This is a genomic window from Neobacillus sp. NPDC093182, from assembly GCF_044754045.1.
On sequence record NZ_JBIVOI010000002.1, the window covers coordinates 520,641 to 541,566 of the forward strand.

The 20,926-nt window shown below is 39.3% G+C and carries 20 protein-coding genes; 4 read left to right on the forward strand and 16 right to left on the reverse strand.

The window, feature by feature from the left end; translation table 11 throughout:
- Window positions 1–23: 23 nt before the first annotated feature.
- The 4 genes from gnd to ACIQAA_RS07220 all read right to left on the reverse strand — a co-directional run bounded on the left by gnd (window position 24) and on the right by ACIQAA_RS07220 (window position 3,404).
- Complete coding sequence (gnd, locus tag ACIQAA_RS07205) at window positions 24–917, reverse strand: phosphogluconate dehydrogenase (NAD(+)-dependent, decarboxylating) (protein WP_402616937.1); 894 nt, start codon at window positions 915–917, stop codon at window positions 24–26.
- Between the two features lie 100 nt (window positions 918–1,017).
- Window positions 1,018–2,520, reverse strand: a complete 1,503-nt coding sequence (gene zwf, locus ACIQAA_RS07210) for a glucose-6-phosphate dehydrogenase (protein ID WP_402616939.1) — start codon at window positions 2,518–2,520, stop codon at window positions 1,018–1,020.
- Window positions 2,521–2,561: 41 nt separating this feature from the next.
- Window positions 2,562–3,230: a ribose-5-phosphate isomerase RpiA gene (gene rpiA, locus ACIQAA_RS07215; protein ID WP_402616941.1), complete on the reverse strand. Its 669-nt coding sequence runs from the start codon at window positions 3,228–3,230 to the stop codon at window positions 2,562–2,564.
- A gap of 33 nt (window positions 3,231–3,263) precedes the next feature.
- A complete protein-coding gene (locus ACIQAA_RS07220) occupies window positions 3,264–3,404 on the reverse strand; it encodes a BA3454 family stress response protein (RefSeq protein ID WP_402616943.1) in 141 nt (46 codons plus the stop codon).
- 335 nt (window positions 3,405–3,739) lie between these two features.
- Between ACIQAA_RS07220 and ACIQAA_RS07225 the strand changes: the two genes are divergently transcribed.
- A complete protein-coding gene (locus ACIQAA_RS07225) occupies window positions 3,740–4,180 on the forward strand; it encodes a YaiI/YqxD family protein (RefSeq protein ID WP_402616946.1) in 441 nt (146 codons plus the stop codon).
- 73 nt (window positions 4,181–4,253) lie between these two features.
- On the opposite strand, the gene ACIQAA_RS07230 is transcribed toward ACIQAA_RS07225, so the two are convergent.
- Window positions 4,254–5,441, reverse strand: coding sequence for a helix-turn-helix domain-containing protein (locus tag ACIQAA_RS07230; protein WP_402616948.1), 1,188 nt, complete (start codon window positions 5,439–5,441; stop codon window positions 4,254–4,256).
- A 256-nt stretch (window positions 5,442–5,697) separates the two neighbouring features.
- Here ACIQAA_RS07230 and ACIQAA_RS07235 point away from each other — a divergent pair, with 256 nt between their 5' ends.
- Window positions 5,698–7,305: a glucose PTS transporter subunit IIA gene (locus ACIQAA_RS07235; RefSeq protein WP_402616950.1), complete on the forward strand. Its 1,608-nt coding sequence runs from the start codon at window positions 5,698–5,700 to the stop codon at window positions 7,303–7,305.
- A 115-nt stretch (window positions 7,306–7,420) separates the two neighbouring features.
- On the opposite strand, the gene ACIQAA_RS07240 is transcribed toward ACIQAA_RS07235, so the two are convergent.
- Window positions 7,421–7,804 (reverse strand): MazG nucleotide pyrophosphohydrolase domain-containing protein, encoded by a 384-nt coding sequence (locus ACIQAA_RS07240; protein ID WP_402616953.1) that lies wholly within the window; start codon window positions 7,802–7,804, stop codon window positions 7,421–7,423.
- A gap of 489 nt (window positions 7,805–8,293) precedes the next feature.
- Between ACIQAA_RS07240 and ACIQAA_RS07245 the strand changes: the two genes are divergently transcribed.
- A complete protein-coding gene (locus ACIQAA_RS07245; protein ID WP_402616956.1) occupies window positions 8,294–8,713 on the forward strand; it encodes a (deoxy)nucleoside triphosphate pyrophosphohydrolase in 420 nt (139 codons plus the stop codon).
- Between the two features lie 38 nt (window positions 8,714–8,751).
- Here ACIQAA_RS07245 and ACIQAA_RS07250 read toward each other — a convergent pair whose 3' ends face one another.
- The gene (locus ACIQAA_RS07250; protein ID WP_402616958.1) at window positions 8,752–9,426 is read right to left on the reverse strand and encodes a uracil-DNA glycosylase; all 675 of its coding nucleotides are present in this window, start codon (window positions 9,424–9,426) and stop codon (window positions 8,752–8,754) included.
- Window positions 9,427–9,864: 438 nt separating this feature from the next.
- Between ACIQAA_RS07250 and ACIQAA_RS07255 the strand changes: the two genes are divergently transcribed.
- Window positions 9,865–10,173 (forward strand): DUF3870 domain-containing protein, encoded by a 309-nt coding sequence (locus ACIQAA_RS07255; RefSeq protein WP_402616960.1) that lies wholly within the window; start codon window positions 9,865–9,867, stop codon window positions 10,171–10,173.
- 111 nt (window positions 10,174–10,284) lie between these two features.
- On the opposite strand, the gene ACIQAA_RS07260 is transcribed toward ACIQAA_RS07255, so the two are convergent.
- The 9 genes from ACIQAA_RS07260 to ACIQAA_RS07300 form a co-directional block, all read right to left on the reverse strand.
- On the reverse strand, window positions 10,285–11,496 hold the full coding sequence (locus ACIQAA_RS07260; protein ID WP_402616963.1) for an acyl-CoA dehydrogenase family protein: 1,212 nt from the start codon (window positions 11,494–11,496) through the stop codon (window positions 10,285–10,287).
- Entirely contained in the window at window positions 11,493–12,707 is a 1,215-nt protein-coding gene (locus ACIQAA_RS07265; protein ID WP_402616966.1) for a CaiB/BaiF CoA transferase family protein, read from the reverse strand. Before ACIQAA_RS07265 ends, ACIQAA_RS07260 begins: the two co-directional genes overlap by 4 nt.
- Window positions 12,708–12,775: 68 nt before the next feature.
- Window positions 12,776–14,794 (reverse strand): oxidoreductase, encoded by a 2,019-nt coding sequence (locus ACIQAA_RS07270; protein WP_402616968.1) that lies wholly within the window; start codon window positions 14,792–14,794, stop codon window positions 12,776–12,778.
- A 71-nt stretch (window positions 14,795–14,865) separates the two neighbouring features.
- The gene (gene glaH / locus ACIQAA_RS07275) at window positions 14,866–15,804 is read right to left on the reverse strand and encodes a glutarate dioxygenase GlaH (RefSeq protein WP_402616971.1); all 939 of its coding nucleotides are present in this window, start codon (window positions 15,802–15,804) and stop codon (window positions 14,866–14,868) included.
- Between the two features lie 324 nt (window positions 15,805–16,128).
- Window positions 16,129–16,467 carry a DUF3870 domain-containing protein gene (locus ACIQAA_RS07280; RefSeq protein ID WP_402616974.1) on the reverse strand — a complete coding sequence of 113 codons (339 nt, stop codon included), beginning with the start codon at window positions 16,465–16,467 and terminating at the stop codon, window positions 16,129–16,131.
- 27 nt (window positions 16,468–16,494) lie between these two features.
- Window positions 16,495–17,709 (reverse strand): L-2-hydroxyglutarate oxidase, encoded by a 1,215-nt coding sequence (lhgO, locus tag ACIQAA_RS07285; protein WP_402617116.1) that lies wholly within the window; start codon window positions 17,707–17,709, stop codon window positions 16,495–16,497.
- A gap of 50 nt (window positions 17,710–17,759) precedes the next feature.
- Entirely contained in the window at window positions 17,760–19,202 is a 1,443-nt protein-coding gene (locus ACIQAA_RS07290) for an aldehyde dehydrogenase family protein (protein WP_402616977.1), read from the reverse strand.
- Between the two features lie 50 nt (window positions 19,203–19,252).
- Window positions 19,253–20,734, reverse strand: coding sequence for a sodium:solute symporter family protein (locus ACIQAA_RS07295; protein ID WP_402616980.1), 1,482 nt, complete (start codon window positions 20,732–20,734; stop codon window positions 19,253–19,255).
- The gene (locus ACIQAA_RS07300; RefSeq protein ID WP_402616982.1) at window positions 20,731–20,925 is read right to left on the reverse strand and encodes a DUF3311 domain-containing protein; all 195 of its coding nucleotides are present in this window, start codon (window positions 20,923–20,925) and stop codon (window positions 20,731–20,733) included. The genes ACIQAA_RS07295 and ACIQAA_RS07300 overlap by 4 nt, the downstream gene beginning before the upstream one ends.
- Window position 20,926 lies beyond the last annotated feature (1 nt).

Genomic DNA, 20,926 nt, shown 5'->3' on the forward strand with positions numbered 1-20,926 from the left:
TATTCCTCCAATTTTTATTAATTTTAGTTTTTTTCGACAGGATGGCCGCCAAATTCATTCCTTAGTGCAGCTACAACTTTTCCTGTAAAGGTATCATCTTCCAGCGAGCGATAACGCATTAATAATGACATAGCAATTACTGGTGTGGCTGTTTTGAGGTCTAATGCTGCCTCTACAGTCCATTTTCCTTCACCAGAGGAATGCATAATCCCTTTAATTTCTTCCAAATTTGGATATTTCGAGAATGCATTTTCTGTTAATTCCATCAGCCATGAACGAATAACGGATCCATTATTCCAAACTCTTGCGACCTTTTCATAATCAAAATCAAATTCACTTTTTTCCAGTACTTCAAAGCCTTCTCCAATAGCAGCCATCATGGCATATTCGATTCCATTATGAACCATCTTTAAGAAATGCCCGCTTCCTGCTTTACCGGCATATAAGAAGCCATTTTCAACGGCTGTATCTTTGAAAAGAGGTTGGACTACTTCCCATGCTTCTGGATCACCGCCAATCATATAACAAGCTCCATTTCGAGCCCCTTCCATACCGCCTGAAGTACCTGCATCCATAAATCTCACGCCTATTTCCTTTAATTCATTGTAGCGTTGAATCGATTCCTTATAGTGAGAATTACCAGCTTCAACCACAATATCGCCTTTTTCCAAAAAGGGTAAAATTTCACCGATAACGGAATCAACCACTGCATGTGGGACCATAATCCATACAATTCTTGGATGATCCAAAGACTGGATGAGTTCTTTATAACTTGATACACCAGTTGCTCCATATTGCTTCATATTTTCAACTGCACTTGGATTCACATCAAATGCTACTACCTCGTGATGGTGATCCAATAAATTTTGTCCTAAGTTTAATCCCATTTTTCCTAAACCAATAAGTCCTACCTTCATTATGCTCTCCTCCAATTGCGTTATTAATTTGTTTTATCTTTTTCTACTAAGAAAAATTTAAGACACTTGATAAAGTTCTAGTTATTCCTCCCCGCTATTCTTAGATGTTTAGTACCTTTTCTTCGCTTTCTTTAATGTTTTCATCTAGCCACCATTTAAAACCATTTTCCCTTAATAAGGAATTAGCAGCTTCGGGACCGTAAGAACCCGACTGATATTTATTGAGCGGTACTAGATTTTCTGCAAATGCATTTAAAATTGGCTGTACCCATTCCCATGACAATTCAACTTCCTTCCAATGAGCAAAGAAGGTAGAATCTCCATTAAAAGCATCATATATCAGTCTTTCGTACGCTTCGGGCACGCCCAATCCTACTTGATCATTAGAAAAATTAATCCTAATTGGTGTAACCTGTCCATTATTCAATGGATCTTTGCTGTTTAATTGCAATGAAATATTTTCATTAGGATTAATTTCAATAATTAATAAGTTAGGATTGATTTGATTATTTTTATATTGATGGTTTTCCTTATTTTTAAATTCAATGACAATCCGCGTTGATTTTTCCTTCATTCTTTTCCCTGTACGGATGTAAAAGGGGACCCCAGTCCATGATGGATGATCAATCCACAAACGGGCAGCAACAAATGTATCTGTTTTGGAATACGGATTTATCCCTGGTTCTTCTAAATAGCTAGGAACTTTTTGACCATTTACCTCTCCTGAGATGTATTGGCCGCGGACAATTTCGTATTGAACATCTTTTTCTTTTAAGGGACGAAGAGCCTCCATGATCTTCCGCTTTTCATCTCTAATTCCTGCTGCGTTAATTTTTTTAGGCATATCCATGGCTGTCATCATTAGAATTTGCAGCATATGGTTTTGAACCATATCACGGATTGCTCCTGCATGATCATAATAACCCGCTCTCTTCTCAACCCCAACTATTTCACTCGCAGTAATTTGAACATTTGCAATATGTTCTTTATTCCACAAGGACCGTAGAATCGGGTTTGCAAAAGACAAGGCTTCCAGGTTCTGAACCATCGGTTTTCCTAAGTAGTGGTCAATCCGATAAATCTCCTCTTCCTCAAAGGCACGGCTTAGTTTTTCATTCAGTTCCCGTGCAGATTGGAGATCATGACCAAATGGCTTTTCAATAATTAATCGTCTCCACCCATCTGTCTCACCAAGGCCATTATTTTTAATATTTAGGGCAATGGTGTCAAAAAATTCTGGTGCAACCGAAAGATAAAACATGCGATTTTCTTCTAAATGAAGTTCCTTTTCTCGCTGCTTTACTAACTGAAGTAACGATTGATAATCTTCTTCACGGTTTACATCCAATCTACTGTAGCGAAAGTAATCTAAAAATCCCCCCATAGTAGCAGCATCATGTTCTAGGCGTCGTGAAAAGTCCAAAATTGAGTCTTTCACTTTTTCTTGAAAATCGGTGTGTGAATATTCCCCTCTTCCAAGTCCGATTATTGAAATGGACTGCGGTAATTTTTGGTCAACGTACAAATTGTATAGAGCAGGGAAAATTTTTCTCTTTGCTAAATCCCCTGTTGCTCCAAATAAGACAAAAGTCATTGATTCCATTATTCTTCCTCCCCCATGTTCGTAACTATTTTCTCTTCTATCTATCTTCGGGCTTTGGTTACAAGTTTGTTATCAACAATGGTAATAACCGCATCCGCCATTCCTACAAATAATCCATTATCCACCACACCAGGTAGGAGGTTCAGATTTTTCTCTAATACTTCTGGCTGGTTAATTTCTTGAAAGCTGCTGTCGATAATATAGTTACCGTTGTCAGTAAGAAAAGGGGTTCCTCGCCTTTGGCGTAGCGTTGGGTTACCGCCAAGCTCTCGAATGTATTTCATGGTCATTCTATATCCAAATGGCACCACTTCGATAGGCAGTGGAAAAGTTCCTAAAGTATCTACATTTTTGTGAGAGTCTGCAACGACAATAAAAGTTTTAGCCGCCTTTGCAATAATTTTCTCTCTTAAAAGGGCACCGCCACCGCCTTTAATGAGGTTTAAATCTAGGTCAACTTCATCTGCTCCATCGACAGCTACATCAATTTGCTCAATCTCTCGGAACGAAACAAGTGGGATACCGTGCTCTATTGCTAATTTTTCTGTCTGCTTAGAAGTAGGGACCCCTTTAATTGACAGTCCTTGCTGGACTAATTCACCAAGCTTAGAAATGAAATAATATACGGTAGACCCTGTACCAAGTCCCACTGTCATTCCGTCTTTTACGTACTCTATAGCTTTTTCTCCAACTTCTTTTTTTTCCATCAAGGCATTATCCCCTTTCAAGTACAGCTGGATTCCTCAATGATAATTTGTCCATTGTTTCCTAACTTGTTCCCTTGCTATCTGCAAGATTTGATTATCTGGAGTGTCTTTCCTAACAATGACATTCGTTTGATAATTTTTTCCTTCGTAATTTAGCTTTACAGTTACTTCAATCATAAAGTTCACTCCTTGATGATTTTTTAATTTATAATTTTCTTCTTATAACTTTCATGTTTAGGTTATTTTTGTTACATGAGTTACTTTATGTAACCATAATATATCTTTCATTTAAGAATCGTCAAGTAAAATATCTCGAATTAAAGATATTATTTATTAATGTAAAAAAAACCACGCAAACACTAGTCGTTTAGCGTGATATACTTTTCTTATTCTTTATCCCCTCTAAATGTTGTATATTTTCTAAATGAGGTGGAAATGAATAAATCGCACTATTCCTCAATCATGTAACTTTCTAATTGGCAGTTCCGAGTATATTTACAGGAGAGATAAAAATGAAAATTTATGTTGATGCAGATGCTTGTCCGGTAAAAGATATTATTATCTCTGAAGGTACGAAAGCTGAAATTCCTGTTATTCTTGTTACTAGCTTTTCTCATTTTTCGAACGCGGAACAACCATCAGGCGTGGAAACGATTTATGTTGATTCTGGAGCAGATGCTGCCGATTATCGGATTATGAAGTTAGCAAAAATGGGAGATATAATCATTACGCAAGATTATGGTCTGGCTTCGCTGGGTTTAGCAAAAGGGTGCACGGTTCTTCACCATACTGGGTATACCTTTACAAATGAAAACATTGACCAATTATTACAAACACGTTATTTGAGTGCGATGGCGCGAAAAAGCGGAAAGCGCACAAAGGGGCCAAAACCATTTACAGCAGAAGATAGGGAGAACTTTAGGAGGCTTTTTAAAAGTGCGATTTCATCTTAAAAAATTATGATCTATATTTAAAGAAAACCTTGCAGCCGGCTATTTCCCTTCTCCTTTTCCTTAGATATCGAATTTACTTTTGGTATTCTCCAGCCTCATCTCGATATTGAGTGGGAGTCCTTCCTGTTTCCTTTTTAAAGACTCTTGTAAAGTAGGAAGGATCTTCGTAGCCTATGGTCCAGGCAATTTCCTCAACCGATAGATTCTCTGTTTTTAACAAGTGTTTTGCTTGGTTTATTCGTAACATCTGCTGGTAAGCAGTTAAGGTCATCTTTGTTTCTTCTTTAAATTTTCGGGAGAGATGACTGGGATGGGTAGACAGTTTTGCAGCCAATTCCTCTTTATTGATTGGTTTATTATAAAAACTGCGAATATATTCAATCACCCGCTGGGTCATAGTTGTGTATTTACTTAATGAATTTGAAATAACTAAATCACAATATTCCTCGATCATGCGGTCTTCTAATTGGTGCAGTGTTTCGACCTGAATTGCATTTTCAATTTCATAGGCAAATTTTTCTGAGATTTGATGAATCATGATAGCAGGTACATGACTATTTCTTGCTGACGTACGCAGCAGGGTATTCAATATGATGGCGACATTTTTTAGTCTGCGTAATGGCTGATTTGGAAAGCGTTCCGAGAAAGAAAACAGCATATTTTTGGAATTAATGAGTGCCAGGGCCGTTTTTTTATCTCCACATTCAACCGCATGCATAAAGTTCTTTTCCGTCTTATATCTCAATTTAACTATTTCTGCTTCTTCATCAGCGTTAAGTTGGTCCTCATGATTGCGAATAGAACTGCTGCTTTTATCAGACAAAATAACTAATGGGGCCATTTCCTGCTCCATCATGTTTGTAAACTGCTGAAGGACACTTCCATAACTGCTTGCCTGCTCGACAGTTAGTACATAGATTTTATCTGCTATCAGCCTTAACTCTTCACTTTGTGTACCTGAGAGATGGTATTCCTTTGATAAGAGGTATAGATTCGGTGTTTTATCTAAATAAGGGCCAATAATAATGGTATAGCCATCCTCCCTTTCGCTGAAGGAATACCCGAAATAGTGTAAGTCCCATTCATTGATATAGGAATATAGCTGTCCTTGCTGCTCCATATTGTCATACAAAAATAAAATATCTCTATCCCCTGAACCTGGCATGAATGCAGGGATAGAAATCATTTCATGATGATAAACAAGCTCCCGATTTTTTTTTAATACATATGTATTTAACTTGGTTATATGTTGTATTTTCATTGCCGTTGAGACGATCTTTGATTGTTCCAGTGTGACTTCCTCCAATAATGCTACAAATAATAACTCAATCTTGTCCGGATAATATCAAATAAATCCTACTACTAAACATTTGAGTTTATTATACTAATATTACATTAACGCTTTCAATTCATGATCTTGACAAATGAAAGCGTTAAAAATTTTTAATGTCCTTCAGAGATAGTAATATTGGAAACTAAAGCAAAAGATATAGGATATGGGAGTGAGGTACACAACTATGAGTAATCAAAAACAAGTTCATCCTGATCAAATACATTCACCAAATCAATCAAAAGAAACGAAACTGGCTAAAGTATTAGGGGTTATCTCAGGAAGTTTCGCCCCTATTATCGGCGTTCTCGCCGGTGCTGGACTTTTAAAAGCAATGATATCGGTTTTAGACACAATCGGCTGGCTGTCAAATGAAAGCGGAGCCTATATCATTTTATCAGCAGCCGGAGATGCCATTTTTCACTTCCTTCCATTGTTTCTCGGAATATCCATTGCGCTTAAACTGGGTGCTAACGGATATGTAGGTGGTGTTATTGGGGCATCTATACTGACTCCTGAAATAATGCACCTTGTAGAAAACGAGGTGAAGAGCATTGACTTCTTTGGCCTTCCAGTTTTATTAGCAGATTATTCTTCTACTGTTTTTCCAATCTTTATTGCCATGTTTGTTTATGCAGGTCTAGATAGACTTTTAAAGAAAGTCATTTATAAAGATATCCAAATGTTTATCAACCCTATGATTTCATTAATCATTCTCGTTCCATTAACCATGCTGGTGTTTGGTCCTATCGGGACACTCTTGGGAGAAGGATTAGGTTCCGTCATTAACTTTCTAAGCGACAAAAGCGGACTTTTAGCAGGTGCAGTTTTAGGTGCTTCATGGACTTTCCTAACGATTATGGGATTGCATTGGACCATTATTCCATTAGCGATTGTAAATCTCGCAACTGGTCCTGACCCTATTATTGCCATGGCTGCGGCAGCTCCGTTTGCTCAAGTTGGAATAGGCATTGCGGTTTTTCTGAAAACACATGATAAAGATTTGAAGGCTCTAGCAGCAAGTGGAATCGTTCCTGGCGCATTGGCTGGAACAACCGAAGCAATTAATTACGGAATTATCCTTCGTTATCGGAAAACAATGATATATGTTATCATTGCTGCCGCAATAGGCGGGGCTATCAATGGAAGTGTCGGAGTTGTAATGAATGATTTTGTCCTTCCAAGTGTACTTTCCATTCCTGCGTTTACACCAATTTGGGAGTATTTAATTGGAATTGGCGCAGCTTTTGTCATCGGATTCCTACTGACATATCTACTTGGATTTGAAGGCAAGAATTCAAAAGTAGATGATGGTTTTACCCAAGATATGTTTGGTGTAAAGCCGGAAACCCTTAAAAGTCCATTACGCGGTAAAGTTGTTCCATTAAGTGCCATTCACGACCCATTATTTGCAACCGAAACGGTAGGTAAAGGAATCGCCATTGAACCGGAAGTTGGCAAAATTTATTCACCTGTTGATGGAGTGATTACGACACAATTTCCTACAGGACATGCTGTTGGCATAAAGTCTGAAAATGGTGCTGAAGTATTAATTTATATTGGCCTTGATACGGTGAAGCTGAAAGGAAAATATTTTACACCACATGTAAAACAAGGTGATCACGTCAAGCAAGGCGACCTACTCATCGAATTTGAAATGGACCGAATAATAGCAGAGGGGTATGAAACAACCACATTGGTGGTTATTACAAATACTGATCAATATATTGATGTTAAAGCCACTTCTAGAGAAACGGTTGAACAAAATGAACTCTTGTTGAAATTAACAGTTTAACCATATTGTTAAAAGGGGTGGTCCTCGTTGGACCAACCCTTTTTATTCGTTTTAAGTTTACTGATGTATTCTTATATTGATATCACAAAATAAATCTTGGTTCTTATGAATGGTTTCATTTCTCAGTTTTTACTAAATCCTTGTTCCTGCGATTTTTAACTTCTTCCATTTTATCGTAAAAGCTTTCTTCTAAATCGATTCCAAAATAATTATAAAATTTCAGCATGTACGCCAGACAGTCTGACAATTCCTTGCCCATGTCATCTTTAATCTGATACTTTGCTAACTCAAATGCCTGTTTCTCGTCCATGCCATTTTCGACATAGGAAGTCTTCAGGTTAAATGCCTTCCGCAGCTCTTCCGCAACTTCGGCGACCTCCGTGGTTAGAAGCATGTAATTATTTAATAGAGAGTCCCTACTCTTAGCATAGCTCTCCTCAGAAATTTCCCATCCCATTTCTTCTTGATACTTTTTTGCAAAAGTTTGTATCTCTTTCATGATAATCCCTTCCGTCATTAGACTGCCAAATTTGTTCATCAAACGTTTAATTAGATTTCAAAACCAGATGTACCAAGACTTCTCACCCGTTAATCAAACGTTTGATTAGTTTACCAGTCGATTTAATCAAACGTTTGATTAGTTTTTGCTTTACAGTCTACAGCTTAGTAATATCACTGATACATTTAGGCAAATTACAAATTTATTGTATTATTAACAGATTGAATAAACTGTCTCATACACCATGAACATTTCTGCAACTAATCACCTTTTTCTATAGTAATAGAAATTTTATCATTAAAAACTGAATTGTAGAAACACTTTAGGGAATCACAAGGAAGGATTATTTTTAGAAAAACAAATATATTTATGTTGGAATCATTAGGATTCTGCTTAAAAGGTTCTAAAAAGTATCTTTGGCCTTTACCTTTCATGAGAATCTATCTTAAAGAAAGTGATATTATTATTATAAAACCATTGGAGGCTTTCATGAAAAAACTCGTAAAAGTCGTTGCTGCAATTATTGAAAATGAAAATAACGAAATACTATGCGCGCTAAGATCGCCAGAAATGGCTATCCCTAATATGTGGGAGTTCCCTGGTGGAAAAGTTGAGGCAAATGAAGACATATATTCAGCACTGGAAAGAGAAATTGATGAAGAATTGGAATGTAAAATTGAAACAACAAAAGAAGTCTTTAACAACAACACACACGAATATGAAACATTTATCATTAATTTAATTTCGATTAAATGCAAAGTTGTCAAAGGAACCCCAATTCCGAGTGAGCATTCCAAGTTAATTTGGTTAAAAAGAAACAATCTTGAATCTCTCAAGTGGGCACCAGCAGATATTTCGGCAGTAGAACAATTAATAAAAGAAAAAGAGGCTAACCCAAAAGGTCGTTGATTATCGATCTTTTGGTCAGCCTCAGTTATTTTTAATACTTATAAATTTTTAATTTGCCAATCAATCTCCTTACTCCCTATTTCCCTCAAGTACATATTGGCTTGGGAAAATGGCCGGCTGCCGAAGAAGCCATTATGGGCAGACAATGGGCTCGGGTGAGGTGATTTAATAATGAAGTGATGGGATGATGTAATCAATTGTTGTTTTTGCTGTGCAAAATTACCCCAAAGGACGAAAATTACAGGCTTCTCCCTTTGATTCAATCTTTCTATGACTCTATTGGTAAACACTTCCCAACCGAGACCTTTATGTGAGTTTGCATTTCCAGCCTGGACAGTTAGTACCGCATTTAACATCAATACCCCCTGCTTGGCCCATTCCACTAGGTAACCATGATTAGGAATAGAGCACCCCACATCTTCCTGAAGTTCCTTATAGATATTCCGTAAAGATGGGGGAATTTTCATTCCCGGTTTAACGGAAAAACTTAAACCATGAGCTTGTCCAGGGCCATGATAGGGATCTTGACCAATAATAACTACTTTCGTATCTTTATAGGAAGTGTAATGGAGCGCATTAAAAATATCATGTTTATCCGGATAAATGACCTTTGTTTGATATTCCGTCAGTAATTTTTTTCTTAATTGTTGGTAATACGTTTTCTCAAATTCCTCTTCCAAGAAAGAAGCCCAACCATTTTTTAAAATTTCCATTCTCTTTCACTCTCTTCTCAAGATTGTTAATTTAATTATAAGTATAAAGAAATACTTTGCACCATAAAAAACACGAACAGTGCCAGGCACTGTTCGCAAGTAACAGTATTCTCAGTTTAAGAGTGTGAAGGAGTTTAATATGCATGTGGAGATGTGGTTAGCGGTGAAGAAGAAGGAGTTTTCAAAGGGGGAATTGGTCGGGTTGAAACGGCTGGTTCGTTTTTCTGCAAAAGTTCCCGGAGTTTGTAATGTAAAGATTGGAACGTTACTAAAAGCAATTAATGAAGAGTACAAAGGTTTTTATCATTTCCTACTCTTACAATTCTTTCTACATTCACTACAAAGCTTATATATTATATGGAGTGCAGTAATTATCCTTACTATTTCTTCGATTTTATATTATTCTAAAAGTAAATCTTCATTTAGGAGAGTGTTCGAATGAATACCATTTTTATTGCTGGACATGCGAAATTACCTACAGGAATGGCAGCTAGAAGTATATATGAAACACTGACTATTACGGCAGAAATTGATAAATATTACGGGGTAATTGTGGATGCCTCTTGTACGCTGGCAACTGAACATGGGAGAGATTATATTGCAAGACTGCTAAAAGGCCATAGTTTGAGAAATGGGATTGACATGCCTCTTGAAGAGTTAAAAGAGGGTTATTTAGGAAAAGCCAATCACGCGCTAATTGCAGCGTTAAAGGATTTGTATAAACAATATGAATCTCTAAATCAATAATTCGGTGATGTTAAGGGACATTTTACCTGTTCGGCCAAAACCAGTAATAGACTTCCCCCGTTAACAAGGGAAGTCTATTACATTCATTCTATGCTTTCATTGTGAATTCCTTTACCTACTCTTTACCGTATCTTTTTCATACGGCCATGCCGGCAGTTTTTTATTTAACGACTTATCCACACGATAACCAAGAACATATTCAGCCTGCATAATCGTATGAACTTCCCTAGTTCCTTCGTAAATAACAGGTGCTTTTGAGTTTCTTAAGAATCGTTCAACAGGATATTCGCTTGAAAACCCGTAAGCCCCATGAATTTGAACCGCGTCATCAGCTGCTTTGTTGGCAAAATCACAGGCCTGCCATTTAGCGAGTGATGTTTCCCTTGTGTTACGTACTCCCCTATTTTTAAGCTCACCGGCACGGTACACGAGTAAGCTGCTCATTTGCAATCCAGCTTCCATATTTGCAATCATTTGCTGTACAAGCTGGTGCCGGCCGATTTCTTTGCCGAATGTTTTACGCTCATGACAATATTTTACGCTTTCCTCCAAGCTTGCCATAATCAGACCTACAGCTCCTGCTGCAACGGTAAAACGACCGTTATCAAGTGCGGCCATAGCGATTTTAAACCCTTCACCCTCTAAACCTAATAGGTTTTCCTTTGGAACCCTTACATTATCAAAGAATAACTCTCCTGTATTTCCGGAACGGATACCCATTTTGCCTTTAATTGCTTTTGATGAGAAACCAGGCATGGTGCGCTCCACAATAAATGCAGAAATACCGTGGTGTTTTTTCGATTTATCCGTATAGGCAAACACAATGAAATGATCCGCTACATCACAAAGGGAAATCCAAGTTTTCGAACCGTTTAAAATATAGTCATCCCCGTCTTTTACTACAGTTGTCTGAAGGGCCGCCACGTCTGAACCTGCCCCTGGTTCCGTTAACCCAAAGGCGCCGATTTTTTCACCTTTTGCCTGCGGAACGAGATATTTTTGTTTTTGTTCCTCATTACCCCATTGCAGTAGTGTTAAACTGTTTAAGCCGATGTGAACGGATACAGCGGTACGGAAAGTAGTATCGCCTCTTTCCATTTCTTCACAAACAATGGCGAGTGAATTGTAATCCATGCCGCTTCCGCCATATTCTTCAGGAATACAAACACCCATAAGATCCAGCTCACTTAATCGTTTCCAAATAATCGGATCGAATTTCCCTTGCTCGTCCCATTCTTTCATATTTGGAATAATTTCTTTATCTACGAAACTTCTAACCATTTTTCTTAACATTACCTGCTCTTCCGAAAATTCAAAATTCATAGCGTATAGGCCTCCTGGTAAATTTGTATAATATTATTCTTTTTTAATTGTTCAATTTCCACGTGTGAATATCCCGCCTGCTCCAAGATTTCAACGGTATGTTCCCCAGCAATCGGGGGATGACGTTCTATTTTTGTCTTCGTTCTTGACAGTTTAATGGGCGAGCCGACTAGCTTGACTGAACCAGCTTCCGGGTGATCCACTTCAACGACCATCTCCCGGGCCAATACTTGTGGATGATTAAATACCTGATCCATCATCGCAATAGGACCGCACGGAATATTATGCTGTGAAAACAGCTCCATCCACTCATTGACTGGTTTGATTTGCAGCAGGTTTTCTAAAATGCCAGTGAGTTCAAGTTTATTATTAACCCTTGCTTCATTGGTATGGAACCGTTCATCTGCTGCAATTTCACTTATTCCCATTACTTCACAAAGGGTGGCAAACTGCCGGTTGTTACCAACTGCAATGATTATTTCTCCATCCATTGCCCTGAATGTTGAGTAAGGCACAATATTTGGATGGTCGTTACCAAGTCTTCTTGGGATTGCTCCAGATATAAGATAATTGCTTGCTACATTGGCGAGTGAGCTTACCGCCGTATCCATAAGCGACATATCTATTTTTTGCCCTTGTCCGGATTTCTCTCTTTCCAGTAATGCTGCTTCAATCGAAATGGCAGAATATAAACCTGTTAAAATATCAACCATTGCTACGCCAATTTTCATTGGCCCACTTCCATCATTCCCGGTAATGCTCATCAGTCCACTCATTCCCTGAATAATGTAATCATAGCCCGGCAAATGCCGATATGGTCCCGTTTCGCCAAAGCCTGTGATGGAGCAATATACCAGCCTCGGGTTGATCGCTTTCAAAGAGTCATAGTCCAAGTCCCAATTTTCCATTGAACCGGTTTTGAAGTTATTAATCACTACGTCCGCATCTTTGGCTAAAGTGCGAATGATTTCCCTTCCCTCTTCGGTTTTCAGATTTACGGTGATGCTGCGCTTATTGCGGTTAGCGCATAAATAATAGGCACTTACACCATTTTGGAACGGCGGCCCCCAGCCCCGCGTTTCATCACTGCCTCCCGGAGCCTCCACTTTCATGATATCTGCTCCAAGGTCCCCAAGAATCATCGTACAGTATGGACCCGCCAGTACCCTCGTTAAATCCAATACTTTTATACCTTCCAAAGCTCCTTTCAAAAACTCCCACCTCCTGCTCATCCCATACATTCAAGCTCTTATTTTTAAAAACTTTGAGGGTTTCAATATTATTTCGTTAGAAGCCCTTTACTAGTTGAAATGGAAAGATTTCCATTGTCTTGGACTCCTAATCGCAAACTTATAGACATACCCTCAAAAGTTGCCTCTTCTATTGTTCTCGGCGCCAAGCAATCACCGATTTGCCATACTTCAGGTGCTAATTTCTTCATTTGTTCATATAGTTCACTATTTGGTACACGACCGTGCGAAAGAATAATAGAACCCCAATTTTCCATTGTCTCTTTTTCATATGAGAATAGATTTCTAATGACAACACGGTCCCCTTTAATTTCTCCTAAATCATAGTGTGGCATCATTTTTACGTTTAGTTGATAAAGCTTTTTTACATATTCATTTCGTAAGTATTGAGGCACGCCTTCACCCACATGCAGCCTTGCAGTAATTAGCGTGACGATATGCCCCTTTTCCGCCAAATCAATCGCCGCTTCCATGGCTGGCCAATCACCGGCAAAATCAAATACAATAACGTTTTTCCCAATATGGTTATTCGGATGATGAAACACCTCTTCCACCATCATTACACGCGGATCATGGATTCCTGGAATATTAGGGGTATACGGTCTTGATCCTGTGGCGCAGATAATGGCATCCGGTGAAATTTTGTTAATATCATCTGGTTGTAAAGCCATTCCAAGCGTAACGTTCACGTTACTAGCAGATATTTTTCGCGTATAATTATCAAGCATCGATTCAGCAAGCTCATGTCTCATTGGCATCTTTTTTAATGTATTCAATAATCCGCCGATTTTGTCCGCCTTATCTGCCAGAATAACCTTATGGCCAAGTTCATCTAATGAAGCCGCTGCTTGCATGCCTGCTGGTCCAGCACCAATCACAAGAACTTTCTTCTTGTCTCTTAGGCTTTTCTTAAGTGTTTGCACTTCATTTTCCCTGCCTGCTGAGGGATTTTGAACACAGCCGATGGTTAAACCATTGTGATAATGCCCGATACAAGCCTGTAAACAGCCTAAACAGGCATCAATTTGCTGAAGATTGCCTGACTTTGCCTTGTTAGGCATGTAAGGATCTACAATTAATGCACGAGTCATGCCGACAACATCTGCTTTTCCTGTTGCCACAATCTTCTCCCCTTCTGCCGGATCTACAATACGCGAGCCGACGAAAACCGGTACAGCACCAGCCATTCTAATTTTAAATGAATAGGGTGTGTTATAACCATGCTTCATAGGAGATGGCGGCACAATATGGGTGGATCCGGCAAATGTACTGGAATCTCCGGAGGTGATATCAATAAAATCCACTCTTACTCTGTCGACCAAATATTCAACAATTTGTACGGCATCTTTTACGGTTGTTCCATCCATTGTCATTTCATCTGCACTCATACGGATTCCAACCGTAAAGTCCCTCCCAACTTCCTGCCAGACCCGCTCCATCACTTCGACAATAAAGCGCATTCTATTTTCAAACGATCCCCCATATTCATCGGTACGATGATTGGTCTGCTCCGACCAAAACTGTGCGGGCAAGTATCCGTGTGAGCAGCAGATTTCTACACCATCCAGCCCGCCTTCCTTCGCAAATTTAGCTGACAGTGCAAATCCTTCAATTACATCTTTAATTTCCTCAATACTCATCGGTTTGGGCATCGTACTGAACCTGAGGCTCGGAACCGCTGACGGTGCCCAAGCCGCATTCCGATACTCACTTGAAACTACTTCCCTGCCGCCATGGAATAATTGCGAAAATACTTTCGCTCCGTATTTATGCAATTCATTGGAAAGCCCCTGGTAAGCAGGGACAACCTTTTTATCATATCCGGCAATTGTCTTGGTTGTCAGCATCCCCGATGGGTGTGCGGCGGCGGCTTCTAGTATAAGTAATCCGGCACCGCCCTTTGCGCGTTCTACATGATAGGCAGTCATATCCAATGTAGGGATTCCATTCCTAACATGATTTGTTTGGTGTGCCGTACTTAGAATCCTATTTTTCAATTCAGTATGGCCAATTTCAACTGGACTAAATAAATGTTTAAACGGTGTCAATCATAATCACTCCCAGAAAAAGAAAATTGGATTTTTGACAAAATCCTGGCGGCGCTTGTCTTTTGAAACGATTACTGTTTAAAACGTCCTCGCTGACGTAGTAATTCGCGGTTCAAGTTGGGATTTACCTCAAAGGCTGCACGGCCATGTAACCAGAATATATTGTTCACAACTACTAAATCTCCGACTGGAAGTTCGAGTTCTGTAACACTTTCATCGGTCTCCATTGAATGTGAAAGGTCACGAAGATATTTAGCTTCTTCAATGGTTTCAGGATAGACAAATTGGTCGATGAAGCATGCACCAGGCTTATTATTGTAATTGAAGAAGGTTAAGCGCTGGATTTCCTGATCTACATTTTTACTAGAAGGTGCTTTGTAAGTAAACTTATGGCTTGCCAATGGATGAGTTGAAAACTTATCAAGGTCTTTCCAATCATCAAGGTGTAATAATCGAGATTCACCACCGCGTGCATTTTCTTCTACCATTTTCATCATTAACAGCCAATCTGTCGGCTCATCTACAAATGTCCCATCCGTATGAAGGGTAAATAAGCGATAGGCTTGACGGAGATAGGAGTCACTGTTATCGGTATGTTTGACAGAAAAGCGTGCATAATATTTACCAGACATTGAATCAAAGTTTGATGAACCTAATAAATAAGAAATAGCAGTAGAGAAAATAACGTATTCGTCTGTATCCTCAGTAACACCATCCAAACCAATAGTAAATCCGCCAGATTCACGGTCATGAACGATGTTTCGAAGTAACTCGCCGAATTCCTCTCCAACATGATCTAATAGAATAGAAGAGACAATCAGTCGAGAATAGGGTGTATATTCTAAATGCAGGACAGAATAATTCTCTGCTTTGACGGTATCCAAAAACCCTTGAATGGCCTTTTTCGAAAGCTGAATGTGGTATAAACGGTCTGTTTGCGGGTGAATTTCCACTTCATACATGTTTGTTTTTGTTTCGAATTTCCCTTTTTGTTTTTCTGCGATTACCATCTTTCATTCCTCCAGTTTTGTGTAAGATTGTTAAAATATGGATGTCGAGAAATATAAAAAGCCAGCTGCACAAAGTACCCAAAAATAGCGGGACTCTTTGTACAACTGGCTTATATTCACTTCACAGCTCTATGGTTAATAGAGTCACAATGAATTAGCAGTTAATTGTTATTTATATTTCCTGTTTCCAAGTATTAATAATCTATCCATGGATCTGAAAGGGTGTTATTCAGAGAATGGAAGTATTAGTAATAATTGACTACTTTTAATATACTTTGTATACGCTAGATTGTCAACAGACTATTTCGAATAATTTGAAAACAATTATATTACCTTTTGCTTTTCTTCCGTTTTTATTTGACGGAAATGAAGGTCTAGATCCTTTAATGCCGCAACAAGAGCATTTGTTGCCTTGCCTCGGTAATAGGTTTCAATTTCTTCAATTGCGCCTTCCACTCCATCATATAGACTAACGCCCTTTAATATACGGCCAATAAAGTCGCTCCCCTGTTCGGTTGCTAACGTACAAGACGCCTCTACTATTACGCCATATATACGATCGACTTCAGCTGTGATTGTTAACGTATCGAAGACACTTTTTGCTGCCATTCCTTGCGGCAGACGGGCGTGACCTGCAATAAAAATTGTTTTGCCATTTAGCATAATAGGTCTTCCTCCCGAAAGTATTAGTTAAACTAATACTTCTTCTTTTAAGTTTGTTTGTTCTGGTATTCTATTCACAACTTCTTTTCCGATTTCTATTGAAGCGGTTGCAGCAGGAGATGGCGCATTACATACATGGATTGTTCGTTTCCCTTGAATGATATGGAAGTCATCCACCATATTTCCATCGCTCCTTAATGCTTGAGCACGGACTCCAGCAGGTGCAGGAATTAAATCATCTTCTTGGATCTCGGGAATCAGTTCCTGAAGGCTCTTTGTAAATTGTTTCTTACTGAAGGAGCGAATATATTCATCAAGCCCCTCCTTCGCAAATTTCCCTGCCATTTTCCATAATCCAGGAAAGCTTAATGATTCTATCAAATCCTTTGCATTGAAATCTGTCTTTCTGTATCCTTCCCGTTTAAAGCTAAGCACAGCATTTGGTCCCGCATCAACTTCACCGCTGATCATTCGTGTAAAATGGACCCCCAGAAATGGGAACTTTGGATTTGGAACCGGATAAATTAAATTTTTTACTAGATAGCGCTTTTCAGGTTTTAATTTGTAATACTCGCCTCGAAAAGGCAAAATCTTCATGTCTGTTTTATATCCTGTTGCTTGTGCCACACGATCACTGTGAAGCCCAGCACAGTTAATGACCATTCCAGCTTTTAATGTTCCGCGATTCGTTTCAATGATTACTTGATCCGATTCTTCGTGCATTTTCTCCACTTTTGTATTTAGACGAATCTCTCCGCCACTCTCTCGGATAATTTCGGCGAACTTTTCACTGACTTGTCTGTAATTTACGATGCCGGCCATCGGAACACGTATTGCTCCTATACCATTAACATGTGGTTCAATTTCCTTTAATTCATCTGGACCGATTCTATGAATAGCTAAATCATTTTCCAGCCCTCGTTTATATAAATTCTCAAGAATCGGTATTTCCTCTTGTTTGGTTGCAACAATGACTTTCCCGCAAATATCATGGTCTATACCATGTGTTTGGCAGAATGCAGTCATCGATTTACTTCCTTGGCGGGCAAAACGAGCTTTGATACTACCGGGCTTATAATAAATGCCCGAATGAATTACACCGCTGTTATGCCCTGTTTGATGTTCGGCAACAACGGATTCCTTCTCAATTACGACTACCTTTGCATTAGGAAAACGCTCATAAATGGCTATCCCTGTTGATAAACCAACAATTCCTCCGCCAACTATTGCAAAATCATACATTTTCATTAGGACCCCTCTCCATTTTGATTTTCTTTGTTGAGTAGTAAGAATTACATTGGATCCATATAAACAGTCTTCACTTCTGTATAAAACTCAATAGCAGCTTTTCCTTGTTCACGACTGCCGGAACTAGAATTTTTATATCCGCCAAAAGGCATTTGTGGTTCTGCTCCCGAAGTTTCCGAGTTCACATGTACAAGTCCCACTTCCGCATCTTCAACGAACCTGCGGGCCAATGTTAAGTTGTTTGTGCAGATGGCTGCGCTAAGACCAAATTCTGTATCATTTGCCAGTTCCACTGCTTCCTCGTAATCTTTGACTTTAAACAATGTAAGAACTGGACCGAAAATTTCCTCACGGGCAATCCGAGCATCTTTAGGTACGTTTTCAAAGATTGTTGGTTTTACATAAAAACCATTCTTTAATTCTTCATCTTCCGGGATCTCTCCACCGCAAAGCAGTGTTGCTTCTGATTTCCCCGTTTCAATCATTTCGAGCACCCCATCAAGCTGTGCTTTTGACACGGCCGGCCCAATAACTGTTCCCTCGTTTAGCGGGTTTCCAATTGTTAATTCCTTCGTACGCTTTACAAGCCTACCACGGAATGACTCGTAAATCCCTTCTTCGACAATCACACGACTCGTTGCTGTACATTTTTGACCGATAGATTTAAATGCTCCGCCTACAGCTAGTTCAACCGCTCTTTCAAGATCTGCATCATTTAGAACAACTAGCGGGTTCTTTCCCCCCATTTCCATCTGTACCTTTTTTCCGTGTTCTACAGCCTGTTTTTGAATCTGCCGTCCGACTTGGTTCGAACCGGTGAAAGAAATGGCTTTTATATCTGGATGTCTCACCAATTCATTTCCAATAACAGATCCTCTGCCAAATACACAATTAAGGACACCTGCTGGCAGACCAGCTTCATCAAAAGCTTTCATAACACGATAGACAGATTTCGGTGTTAAATCAGCAGGCTTAATCACCACTGTATTTCCGTATATAAGTGCTGGTGCCATCTTCCAAACTGGAATGGCAATGGGAAAATTCCATGGTGTAATTAACCCAATAGGACCCAGGGGTGTACGGGTCGTATACAAAAATGTTTTCTCACTCGCGGACGGAATAACATCTCCAAGTGGCTGCCGTGCTTCAGCTGCAAAATATTCGAGGATGCTTACTGCGCGATTCGCTTCCCCCATCCCTTCCGAAAACGCTTTTCCTTCTTCCTTAATTAGATCCCGTCCTATTTCCTCTATGTTTTCTTTCAAAATAGCCGCAGCCTTTTGTAAATAAGTGGCCCTTTGTTGAATAGAGAGTTTTTTCCAAGCAGGAAAAGCATTCTTTGCAGCAGCTACAGCGTCGTGAACATCTGCTGCTGCACTAGATGGGAATTCCCCCAAGCCTTCTCCATTATGTGGACTAAGATTCTCTTTATATTCATTTGTAGTTGGTTCTTGCCATTGGCCGTTAATGTAATTCAAATGGCGCATCGATAAACCTCCTATACTCTTCCTTCTATCAATCTTTTTTAGTCTTTTTTTCATACTAGATTACTAATAGTAGTGTCATCATCCACTCTTGCCGCCGACTTCTTCGTTACAACACTTACTCCCAACGTTACAGCAATATTGATAATTAATACGGCTAATCCTAAATCTAAATCCTTAATGACATTCGGAAATGACGGGAATAACGTTGCAAGTGACATTTCTGTAATGGTTGAATAAATGACGATGATACTGCCAACAATCATTCCAGCGAAGGCCCCTTGAACGGTAACTGGGTTCCTTTTCCAAAGGCTAAAAAACAAAGCAGGAAATAACTGAACCATAAAGCTATAAGACATAAGATATAGCGTAAGAATCGATTCCCCTCCATTAAATGTAAAGAAAAGTGTTACCAACGCTATAATCGGCACAAACCTTTTGGCCAGCTTTGCCAGCTGTTGATCTGTTGTGTTCGGTTTCCATGCTTTATATATATTTTTAGAAAGAATCGTTGAAACCGCCGTCAATACCAAAGAACTCGGGATAAGGGCGGCCATGGCTCCAGCTGCCCCAATGACCCCGACAAACCAAGGGTCGAAAGACAATTTCGCCATTTTAAATAAGGCTAAATCTGTATCTGGCCCCTTTAAATCTGGCACTTGTAAAACACCAGAAAAACCGATGATCAAAGAAAAAACGATAATAATCTGATAGATAGGCATTACCCCTGCATTTATACGCAGTGATTTTCCACTTTTAGCTGAGAATATCCCCGCCATCATATGTGGAAACATGTAGAATGCCAGTGCTGTCATGATCGTAGCCGAAACAAACCACGAAATGCTTAATCCTTGTTCTGGGAATAGTAAAAATCCAGTTTTGGCGGTATCAATTGCTTCAAACATCGGCTCTATGCCGCCGTAATAATGAAAAGGGAAATAAAACCCCATAAAGACCATAACAGCTAAGATCAAGATATCTTTAATAATGGCTGTCCATGCGGCTCCGTGCATCCCAGATACCGTTACATAAATGGTAACAGCAATAACCGCTACGACGATTGCCGTGTGAGGAGAAATAGAACCATAGGACGCTTCAGATACAATAATTCCTAATCCTTTTAACTGCATCACTAAGTAAGGGATAACGGCAACAATACTTATGATTGATACGAGAATGCCAAGTGCCTGACTGTTATACTTTTTCTCGTAAAAATCTGATTGGGATAGGACTTTATTTTTCTTAGCATACTTCCAAATAGGCGGCAGCAGCCAGTAAGCGATTACAAAGTAGAAGCAATTGAAAGCGTATAGGGCAGGAGGCATGCCGGATCGATAAGCACCACCACTTGCTCCCAGGAATGTATAGGTAGTAAACATCTCACCCGCTAACAAAAAGAACATCAAAAGACTTCCAAAACCCCGTCCACCGACAGACCACTGCTCCATATTCATTTCTTTCCCTTTTCGGGCTTGAAGCCCTAACCAAATACACAATCCCAGGAAAAAAAGGATGACTAGAAGGGCTGCGTTCATAATTCTTCTTCCTCCTTATTCGCTGGATCCAGCTTATTAGCAATGATCAAGAACAAAGATGTCAGGCCAACCCAGCATATAGCCCAAAAAAGGACAAATGGCAATCCAAGTACATAGGGTTCCACTCGATTAATGACAAAAAGTGAACCCAAGGCTGGTATTAAAGTTAATAGATATACCTTCTTGTTCATA

Excerpts from the sequence above, each read along its gene's own strand:
- ACIQAA_RS07225 (WP_402616946.1), top strand. The coding sequence starts at position 3,740 with ATGAAAATTTATGTTGATGCAGATGCTTGTCCGGTAAAAGATATTATT.
- zwf (WP_402616939.1), bottom strand. The coding sequence starts at position 2,520 with ATGGAATCAATGACTTTTGTCTTATTTGGAGCAACAGGGGATTTAGCA.
- ACIQAA_RS07260 (WP_402616963.1), bottom strand. The coding sequence starts at position 11,496 with ATGAATTTTGAATTTTCGGAAGAGCAGGTAATGTTAAGAAAAATGGTT.
- ACIQAA_RS07290 (WP_402616977.1), bottom strand. The coding sequence starts at position 19,202 with ATGCGCCATTTGAATTACATTAACGGCCAATGGCAAGAACCAACTACA.
- ACIQAA_RS07220 (WP_402616943.1), bottom strand. The coding sequence starts at position 3,404 with ATGATTGAAGTAACTGTAAAGCTAAATTACGAAGGAAAAAATTATCAA.
- ACIQAA_RS07295 (WP_402616980.1), bottom strand. The coding sequence starts at position 20,734 with ATGAACGCAGCCCTTCTAGTCATCCTTTTTTTCCTGGGATTGTGTATT.
- ACIQAA_RS07245 (WP_402616956.1), top strand. The coding sequence starts at position 8,294 with ATGAAAAAACTCGTAAAAGTCGTTGCTGCAATTATTGAAAATGAAAAT.
- glaH (WP_402616971.1), bottom strand. The coding sequence starts at position 15,804 with ATGGTAATCGCAGAAAAACAAAAAGGGAAATTCGAAACAAAAACAAAC.
- ACIQAA_RS07235 (WP_402616950.1), top strand. The coding sequence starts at position 5,698 with ATGAGTAATCAAAAACAAGTTCATCCTGATCAAATACATTCACCAAAT.
- ACIQAA_RS07280 (WP_402616974.1), bottom strand. The coding sequence starts at position 16,467 with ATGCTAAATGGCAAAACAATTTTTATTGCAGGTCACGCCCGTCTGCCG.
- lhgO (WP_402617116.1), bottom strand. The coding sequence starts at position 17,709 with ATGTATGATTTTGCAATAGTTGGCGGAGGAATTGTTGGTTTATCAACA.
- ACIQAA_RS07300 (WP_402616982.1), bottom strand. The coding sequence starts at position 20,925 with ATGAACAAGAAGGTATATCTATTAACTTTAATACCAGCCTTGGGTTCA.
- gnd (WP_402616937.1), bottom strand. The coding sequence starts at position 917 with ATGAAGGTAGGACTTATTGGTTTAGGAAAAATGGGATTAAACTTAGGA.
- ACIQAA_RS07255 (WP_402616960.1), top strand. The coding sequence starts at position 9,865 with ATGAATACCATTTTTATTGCTGGACATGCGAAATTACCTACAGGAATG.
- ACIQAA_RS07240 (WP_402616953.1), bottom strand. The coding sequence starts at position 7,804 with ATGAAAGAGATACAAACTTTTGCAAAAAAGTATCAAGAAGAAATGGGA.
- ACIQAA_RS07250 (WP_402616958.1), bottom strand. The coding sequence starts at position 9,426 with ATGGAAATTTTAAAAAATGGTTGGGCTTCTTTCTTGGAAGAGGAATTT.
- ACIQAA_RS07230 (WP_402616948.1), bottom strand. The coding sequence starts at position 5,441 with ATGAAAATACAACATATAACCAAGTTAAATACATATGTATTAAAAAAA.